The organism is Vibrio sp. 10N.261.45.E2 (genome assembly GCF_002875705.1).
Taxonomy (GTDB): domain Bacteria; phylum Pseudomonadota; class Gammaproteobacteria; order Enterobacterales; family Vibrionaceae; genus Vibrio.
Map to the genome: position 1 here is coordinate 22,085 of NZ_MCZZ01000132.1, position 8,697 is coordinate 30,781.

An 8,697-nucleotide genomic window follows, 5' to 3' on the forward strand; every position below is an offset into this window, starting at 1 on the left:
ATGAAAAGTGCTAAATACAGGCAAAAGCATATCACTGATGGCTCAGGACGCTAACAGTAAAATATGAAACCCACTCAAAAATAGGGATAAATGGCAAAAAATGACCTTCTCCTCACACTGCCGTATACTCATGACAACTCAGTAAAGACCGCTTTCAGGACAAAACAATGATCGACACCCATGCTCATATTTACGCGAGCGAATTCGATGAAGACCGCGAACAAGTGGTGCAGCGCGCACTTGCTCAAGGGATTGATACCATTCTATTGCCAAACATCGATTTAGAATCTATCGAGCCAATGCTAGCGACGGAAGCTCAGTTTCCTGAGGTGTGCCGTTCAATGATGGGCTTACACCCTTGCTATGTCGATGCGAATATCGAGCAAACCCTCAAAACCATTCGAGCTTGGTTTGATAAACATGACTTTATCGCGGTGGGTGAGATTGGTATCGACTTGTACTGGGATAAAACATTCAAAGCTGAACAAGAGATGGCCTTCGTGACTCAACTGCAGTGGGCAAAAGAGCTCGACCTACCCGTGGTGATCCACACTCGAGATTCTATTGAAGAGACACTTACCCTACTTCGTAAAGAACAAGATGGCAGCTTACGTGGGGTATTCCACTGTTTTGGCAGTAGCTTAGAGGAAGCTCAGGCAATTAACGAGCTAGGCTTTCATTTAGGTTTAGGCGGCGTATCGACCTTTAAGAACTCAGGGATGGATAAAGTGATCCCACATCTTGATATGAATTACGTCATCCTAGAGACCGATTGCCCATATTTGGCACCAACACCAAATCGCGGTAAACGCAATGAACCAGCCTACACAGAATTGGTGGCAAAACGCATTGCTGAATTACGCGGAATATCCCTAGAAGAGGTCGAAAGCATAACCACATCCAATGCTAAATCATTGTTTAAATTATGATAAATCCATCAATAAGTAATTATTACGGATTTTCCCTGAATTTATTTGAGAAAGCTAAATGACATGTATAGTATCAACCACCTGCATATGGAGGTAGTTGATTATGTGTGACCATTCACAACACTTACAACGTCAGCATCGAACTCTATGGCATAAAATTTTGGGCATCAAAGAGCTCTATATATGTCAAAACTGTGGCTATCAGTTAAAGATTCGATAAACAGACATAATAAAAAAGCGGCCTAAGGCCGCTTTTTTATTATGTGATTTTTACTGAAGTATTCCGAATCAAGATTCAGCTTCTTCCTCTTCATCCGCATCAGGCTTACGTGTGTAAAAACGTGCGAAGAACAGACCAATCTCAAACAGAATACACATTGGAATTGCCAACAATGTTTGCGAGATCATATCTGGTGGTGTCAGCATCATACCAATGATGAAAGCACCCACGACAATGTAAGGACGCTTTTCAGACAAAGATTGAGGTGTTGTTGCACCCGTCCAACACAGCAAAATAATCGCTACTGGTACTTCAAAAGCAATACCGAAAGCAAAGAACAGCGCGAGAACAAAATCAAGATAGCTTGAGATGTCGGTTGCGAACTCTACTCCCCCTAATGATATGGCGGTAAAAAAGCCAAATACCAACGGAAATACAATGAAGTAAGCGAACGCCACACCACAGTAAAACAGCAATGAACTTGAAGCCAAAAGCGGCATGATCAAGCGTTTTTCATGCTTGTATAAACCCGGAGCAACAAAAGCCCACACCTGATACAAAATAAACGGAACCGCGAGGAATATAGACGCGATTAAGGTTAATTTCAGCGGTGTGAAAAATGGCGATGCAACATCGGTTGCGATCATCGTCGCCCCTTCAGGTAGACGGTCTACCAAAGGTGCTGATACGAATTCATAAATATCATTAGCAAAATAAATTAGCCCGATAAAGATCACTAGCACCGCGACAATCGCGCGCAGTAGGCGATTACGGAGTTCTAGAAGGTGGCTAATTAAAGGCTGTGTCTGCTCAGTCGAAGACATGTCAAACCTCTTAAACAGGAAGATCGAAAAGGAGCCGCGCGTGTTTCTATCTTACATAGCTATTTGCTTAAACATCTAGCTACTTAAGTATCTGGCGACTCCTCCTTGCGAGACTATTCGGCTTTCTTATCTGACGGTGCTGAAGCTTCGCTGTTGACCTGAATGGTTTCAGATTCCACAGTTTCCGTGACACTAGGTTTAGTCTCACTTGGCTTATCAGACTCAGGCTTAGCATACGGACGTTGAACCTCAGCAGCGGCCTGCTTGAGTTCATCGACTGACGCTTTAAGGTCTGGAGATAAATCTTCCATACCCATTTTTTCCGCCTTGCGCAGGTTTTCTTGCAGCTCTTGCACCTTAAGCTCGTGAGAAAGTTCGTCTTTCACACTGTTTGCCATGCTTTTCGCTTGTCCAACAAACTTGGAAATGCTGCGAATCGCCACAGGCAAACGCTCAGGCCCTAGAACCACTAACCCAACGACAGATATTAATACCAGTTCCCAAAAACCGATATCAAACACGATTTACGCCTGCTCTTTGTCTTTCTTTGTTTCAGCAGTCGCTTCTGTCTTCTGCTGTTCAATATTCTTTGGTTCGAAGTCTGCGTCTTTCTTGTCTGCAGGCTTTTCATCATCGCTCATTGCTTTCTTGAAGCCTTTAACCGCTGAACCTAAGTCACCACCCATACCGCGCAGTTTCTTTGTTCCGAATAGCAAAATTACAATTACAGCAATGATTAGAAGTTGCCAAATACTGATACCACCCATTGTCATTGTCCTCGGGTCTGTCTACACAAAAAAATATTAAGAGAGTCTACTGTCTAACGACGGTAAGCTCGCCAACTAAGCAGCCAAAATGTGACACCTGCGATGCCACAGCCCATAGATAGCTGCTCATAAGGGCTTGAAACTAATATTGCGGAGCATACGACTAAAGTGGCTCCAACGCCAAACAAAAACTTTCCAGTTGCTTGCTGACGCTTACTATCTCTGTAACCTTGATAAAGCTGATCCATTCTGTGGTTCATCGCTTTACCTTGGCGCAAGCTGTCATAAAGTAGCTCTGGCAGCTCTGGCAGTTTTTCTGCCCAGAATGGCGCGCGCTCTTTTACTGCGTTAATCACAGCTTGCGGCCCCACCTGATTCATCATCCAGGTTTCAAGGAAAGGCTTGGCGGTTGCCCACAAATCAAGCTGCGGATACAACTGACGGCCTAACCCTTCTACATACAACAAAGTCTTCTGCAGAAGCACCAACTGAGGTTGAACCTCCATGTTGAAACGTCTTGCTGTATTAAATAAGTTTAGCAACACATGGCCAAATGAGATCTCGCCAAGTGGTTTAGCAAAAATGGGCTCACACACCATACGGATCGCGAACTCAAAATCATTGACGTTGGTGTCGTGTGGCACCCACCCCGAATCAACGTGCAGCTCGGCAACCTTACGGTAATCTCGATTGAAGAAAGCCAGCAGGTTCTCTGCTAAATAGCGCTTATCTTCACTGTTGAGCGTGCCGACTATGCCACAATCCAAACCAATCCATTGAGGGTTATCTGGATTCTCTGGGTTAACGAATACGTTGCCCGGGTGCATGTCCGCATGGAAAAAGCTGTCTCGGAATACTTGGGTGAAGAATACCGTCACACCGCGTTCCGCGAGCAATTTCATGTTAGTGCCGTTGGAGTTTAACGTCTCAATATCCGAAACCTGAATACCATAGATTCGCTCTGACACCATCAAGGTTTCACTGCTTAAATCAGGGATAACCTCTGGAACGTAAAGCTCTTCACTGCCTTCAAAATTACGTCGTAGTTGAATGGCATTAGCAGCCTCGCGGCGTAGGTCGAGTTCATCAAGTAACGTTTTCTCGTACTCGTGAACGACTTCAACGGGTTTCAAACGACGTGCTTCAGGAAGTGACTTAGCGACTATACGCGCCATTCGGTGCATCAGTTTTAGATCTGCATCAATCACCGGGCGAATATCAGGTCGAATGACCTTCAGAACAATCTCACGACCGCTCTCTTTAAGCTTTGCAGTATGCACCTGAGCGATGGAAGCAGAAGCCAGCGGCTCGATATCAAAGTCAGTAAACCAGTTATCTAAGCTGCTACCGAGCGCCTTTTCCATATCTTGCTTCGCCAGTTCACCATCAAACGGAGCCACTTGGTCTTGCAACAATGCCAACTGATCAGCGATATGAGGAGGGAACAGATCACGACGAGTCGACATCATCTGTCCAAACTTGATCCACACAGGACCAAGTTCTTGCAGCGCCAGACGTAAGCGATGGCCCAACTCTTTATCTTGATGCTTATTCTTGAGCCAGAACAGTGACTTTCGCGCCAGCAAAGGAGCTTTAGTCAGTTGATGCTCAGGCATCAATTCATCTAGGCCATATTCCAACTGTACCTTGATAATATGATAAAGACGTTTCAGTTCTGTTGGGGTCATGCTTTCTCCAACAGAGCGTTCAACTTAGCTTCAAGGCGAGCGGCAGAGCTTTTCACGTCATCAACCTGATCGCAAAAATGCGCCACTTCTAAGGGCGCTGGCGCAATTTTCCATTCTTCAGTTAATACCTGAGCAAGATGGTTTTGATGCTTAGTGGTTTGCTTTGCTACAAAACCACCAACATTCTTAACGCCTTGTACCAAGGTATGCGCAACCACATCACCAGTCACACGCGATAACCACTCTTCCAAGTCAGGTTTGCAGTCTGTCATCAGCTGAGCAAATTTCTGAGCCAGCTGAATATCACCCTCTAAGATAAGCTTATCTTGCTTGATCAGCTTGGTGATGTTCGATTGCTCACGCAGTTCAGGCAGTACCGATAGGTTCAAAGATAGGTAGCAATCTGGTTGCCCTTCATATTCAGACAACACATCGATTTGTTGGCTAAAAACGAAAGTGAGAGTTTTATTCAGCTCTTTCAAATTAACTTGAATGATCTGCCCCTTTAAACGAGACAAACGACGAACCAAAGCTGGATCATCGTTCACGAAAGTATTTAAAGAGGTTTCAATAACCGCGGTGACCAATGGATCAAATGGCATGACTGTCCTTACCTTTGAAAACGGATAAGCCTTAACCTATCCGTTCTGTCTTTATTCTTATTTTTTAGCACGCCCTACGAGCCTACTACCAAGTCCGACTAGAACTTGTAACCACGGTGCAGCGCAACAATGCCGCCCGTTAGGTTGAAGTATTTAGTGTTCTCAAATCCCGCTTCCTGCATCATGCCTTCCAAGGTTTCTTGGTTAGGGTGCATACGGATTGATTCTGCAAGGTAACGATAGCTGTCTGCATCGTTAGCAATCAGCTCACCCATTTTTGGCAATAGGTGGAAAGAGTAGGCATCGTAAACCTTTGATAGCGGTTCAAGCACTGGCTTAGAGAACTCAAGAACCAACAGACGACCACCTGGCTTAAGCACGCGGTACATAGAACGCAGCGCTTGGTCTTTATCGGTTACGTTACGTAGACAGAAGCTAATAGTAATGCAATCGAAGTAGTTGTCTGGAAATGGCAGTTCTTCAGCGTTTGCTTGTACGTAATGTACATTGCCAACAATGCCGCTATCACGCAGTTTATCGCGGCCAACATTCAGCATTGAGTTGTTGATATCAGCAAGAACCACGTGGCCTTTTTCACCAACGATGCGCGAGAATTTCGCAGTCAGGTCGCCGGTACCACCACCAAGATCAAGGATACGTTGACCAGGGCGAACGCCACTGCAATCAATCGTGAATCGCTTCCACAAACGGTGAACACCACCCGACATTAAGTCATTCATGATGTCGTATTTAGCGGCTACAGAGTGAAATACCTCTGCTACTTTCGCGACTTTTTCGTCTTTTGCGACTGTTTCGAAACCAAAGTGTGTGGTTTCTGACTCTACTGCTGAATTTGTCTGCACGCTTGTGTCCATAATGCTGTTATCTACCATGGTAAGTTCTCATCGACAGCGCTCTTTGTATTTAGAGGCGCTGCGGCCGATTAGTTTACTTTATCCTCAGCAGGTTGTCTTTCTACTAAGGAGGCATTTTCTGAAAAAGCCTCATTTTGCGCCATTTCAGCCAAACCAATCGAGATCGGTTTCTTCACTTCAACACCCAGTTGCTTGAAGCTTTCCGCCTGACGAATCACGTTACCACGACCTGTCACCAGCTTGTTCATCGCCCCTTGGTAGCTTTGGTTCGCTCTATCAAGTGAGCTGCCAAGGCCTTCCATGTCATCCACAAACAAACGCAGTTTGTCGTAAAGCTTGCTCGCACGCTCAGCGATAACCTGCGCGTTCTGGTTCTGTCTTTCATTGCGCCATAGGTTATCAATAGTACGCAGTGCCACCAGCAAGGTGGTTGGACTGACCAAGATGATGTTTTGCTCCATCGCATTTTTAACCAAGCTAGGGTCCGCCTGAATCGCCACTTGGAATGCTGGTTCAACCGGAATAAACATCAGCACGTAATCCAAGCTCTGTATGCCTTTGAGCTGATGATAATCTTTCTGGCTCAAGCCTTTGATGTGCGCTCGCAGTGACACCAAGTGATCACGCAATGCGGCATCACGCTGTAGGTCGGTCTCAGCATTGAAGTAGCGTTCGAACGCCACCAGCGCCATTTTTGAATCGACCACCACTTGCTTATCTTGTGGCAAATGCACGATCACATCCGGCTGATAACGCTTACCCGCCTCATTTTGCAGATTCACTTGTGTTTGGTATTCGTGGCCTTCACGCAACCCTGATTCTGCAAGCACGCGAGCCAATACCACTTCGCCCCAGTTACCTTGTTGTTTGTTATCACCCTTTAGCGCTTGAGTCAGGTTCACCGCTTCACGCGTCATGCTCTCATTAAGGCGCTGCAGATTCTTAAGTTCATGCACCAAGGTGTGACGCTCTTTAGCTTCTTGACTGAAGCTGTCGTTCACTTGTTTCTTGAAGCCTTCCAATTGCTCTCTCAATGGAGACAACAGGCCTTCTAAGCTCTGCTTGTTCTGCTGATCGACCTTGGCGGTTTTGGTTTCAAACAATTGGTTCGCTAACAGTTCAAACTGCTGCTTAAGTCGAGATTCCGCTTGCTCTAACAACTGAAGCTTTTCGCTATTGGCGAGGTTTTCTTGATCATGTCTTGCTTCTTGCTCTCGCAACTCGGCTTCTAATTCAGACTTATGCTCCTTGAGCACATTGATCTCATCAGCATACTGCTGGCGCTCTTGCTTGACCGCCTCAAAGTAACGCAGCTTTTCCATTGCAGCCATCACCTTACCGTGCGCTTGCTTGAGCTCGAATGCCGCTTTGTCTCGGTCGTCGTCCAACTCATCGAGCTCTTGTTGCGCCTCTGCGAGTGATGACTTGAGCTGAGATTGTTGAGATTCATGCAACAAACGATCGGACTCTAGTTGCTGCTCGAGCAATCGCTGCTGAAAAGAGAGCTTCTGTTTAATCCACCAACCCACGACGCCACCGCTGACGAACGCGCCAGAAATTGCAGCAATAAGCGTTGCCTGATGTTCGATAATCCATTGCATGATAATGATTTAGCCTAATTGGAAATAACTCATTAAATGGTATTTTGATACTGGATAAATGTCCAGTTTGCCGTATTAAAATTCGGCAGATAGACTAAGCGCTCCGTATTCTGTCCTATCAAATTAGAATGAGTTGCCATGAACGAACGTCGTGCCTTGGGCTTTGGCCTTTCCGCAGTACTGCTGTGGTCAACGGTCGCTACTGCTTTTAAGCTGACCCTTGCTGAATTTTCACCGATTCAAATGCTGACCATTGCCAGCATTGTGTCGTCGATTGCGCTGATCGCAGTCTGCGCCTTCCAAGGTAAGCTCTCTCAACTAAGCACAACGTTCCTATCAAACCCTTGGTACTACCTACTGCTAGGCTTGGTTAACCCTCTGGCTTATTACCTAATTCTATTCAAAGCCTACGACCTGCTGCCCGCTTCTCAAGCTCAAGCCATCAACTACAGTTGGGCTATCACGCTCACCTTAATGGCAGCAGTTTTTCTGGGGCAAAAAATTCGCAAGCAAGATTGGGTAGCGTGTACCTTCAGTTATGCGGGCGTGGTAGTGATTGCCACCAAGGGCGATGTGTTAGGCATGCAGTTCGATAGCCCACTCGGTGTGGCATTAGCACTACTTTCAACTCTACTTTGGGCGGGCTACTGGATCCTGAACACCAAAAACAAAGCTGACCCAGTAGTGGGTGTATTGCTTGGTTTCTTAGTGGCCTTACCCTTCGCGATCGGTTTAACCATTTTTGAGGGCGAGAGTTTTAGCCAAATTACGGCGAAGGGCTGGATGGCGGTGACTTACGTTGGTCTGTTCGAGATGGGGATTACCTTTGTATTATGGTTATCAGCCCTCAAGCTAACCAACAACACGGCACGTATCAGCAACCTGATTTTTGCCTCACCGTTTATTTCGCTAATGTTACTTTCAACGATTATCGGCGAAGAGATTCACCCAGCGACACTGTTTGGTTTGGTACTGATCATTGCTGGCTTGGTAATTCAACAGGTCAAGTTTTCAAAAAACAAACCAGCGTAAATAGTTGTGAAAAGAATCGATTGAGCACAAAAATTATCGATGTAGTCGAATCTAGAGCTAGATAAAGACGTTAGATACAAAAATGGCGAGTCGTATGACTCGCCATTTTTATGCTATTTAAAATCTAATGGATAAGCTTATGTTTAGGAGCAATAAAGT

At 45.7% G+C, this 8,697-nt stretch carries 9 protein-coding genes; 2 read left to right on the plus strand and 7 right to left on the minus strand.

Features of this window, described 5'->3' with window-relative positions; all coding sequences use genetic code 11:
* Window positions 1–167: 167 nt before the first annotated feature.
* Complete coding sequence (locus tag BCT34_RS15510) at window positions 168–929, plus strand: TatD family hydrolase (protein WP_076651436.1); 762 nt, start codon at window positions 168–170, stop codon at window positions 927–929.
* A gap of 288 nt (window positions 930–1,217) precedes the next feature.
* On the opposite strand, the gene tatC is transcribed toward BCT34_RS15510, so the two are convergent.
* The 7 genes from tatC to rmuC form a co-directional block, all read right to left on the minus strand.
* Window positions 1,218–1,973 carry a twin-arginine translocase subunit TatC gene (tatC, locus tag BCT34_RS15515; RefSeq protein ID WP_076654446.1) on the minus strand — a complete coding sequence of 252 codons (756 nt, stop codon included), beginning with the start codon at window positions 1,971–1,973 and terminating at the stop codon, window positions 1,218–1,220.
* Window positions 1,974–2,086: 113 nt separating this feature from the next.
* Window positions 2,087–2,494: a Sec-independent protein translocase protein TatB gene (gene tatB, locus BCT34_RS15520; RefSeq protein WP_048612432.1), complete on the minus strand. Its 408-nt coding sequence runs from the start codon at window positions 2,492–2,494 to the stop codon at window positions 2,087–2,089.
* A gap of 3 nt (window positions 2,495–2,497) precedes the next feature.
* The gene (gene tatA, locus BCT34_RS15525; protein WP_008218506.1) at window positions 2,498–2,740 is read right to left on the minus strand and encodes a Sec-independent protein translocase subunit TatA; all 243 of its coding nucleotides are present in this window, start codon (window positions 2,738–2,740) and stop codon (window positions 2,498–2,500) included.
* Window positions 2,741–2,793: 53 nt separating this feature from the next.
* Entirely contained in the window at window positions 2,794–4,428 is a 1,635-nt protein-coding gene (ubiB, locus tag BCT34_RS15530; RefSeq protein ID WP_076654447.1) for a ubiquinone biosynthesis regulatory protein kinase UbiB, read from the minus strand.
* Window positions 4,425–5,030: an SCP2 domain-containing protein gene (locus tag BCT34_RS15535; RefSeq protein ID WP_076654448.1), complete on the minus strand. Its 606-nt coding sequence runs from the start codon at window positions 5,028–5,030 to the stop codon at window positions 4,425–4,427. Before BCT34_RS15535 ends, ubiB begins: the two co-directional genes overlap by 4 nt.
* A 98-nt stretch (window positions 5,031–5,128) precedes the next feature.
* Window positions 5,129–5,908 (minus strand): bifunctional demethylmenaquinone methyltransferase/2-methoxy-6-polyprenyl-1,4-benzoquinol methylase UbiE, encoded by a 780-nt coding sequence (gene ubiE, locus BCT34_RS15540; protein WP_026012235.1) that lies wholly within the window; start codon window positions 5,906–5,908, stop codon window positions 5,129–5,131.
* Between the two features lie 65 nt (window positions 5,909–5,973).
* Window positions 5,974–7,506, minus strand: a complete 1,533-nt coding sequence (rmuC, locus tag BCT34_RS15545) for a DNA recombination protein RmuC (RefSeq protein ID WP_076654449.1) — start codon at window positions 7,504–7,506, stop codon at window positions 5,974–5,976.
* Window positions 7,507–7,644: 138 nt separating this feature from the next.
* Here rmuC and BCT34_RS15550 point away from each other — a divergent pair, with 138 nt between their 5' ends.
* Window positions 7,645–8,538, plus strand: coding sequence for a DMT family transporter (locus BCT34_RS15550; protein WP_076654450.1), 894 nt, complete (start codon window positions 7,645–7,647; stop codon window positions 8,536–8,538).
* Window positions 8,539–8,697 lie beyond the last annotated feature (159 nt).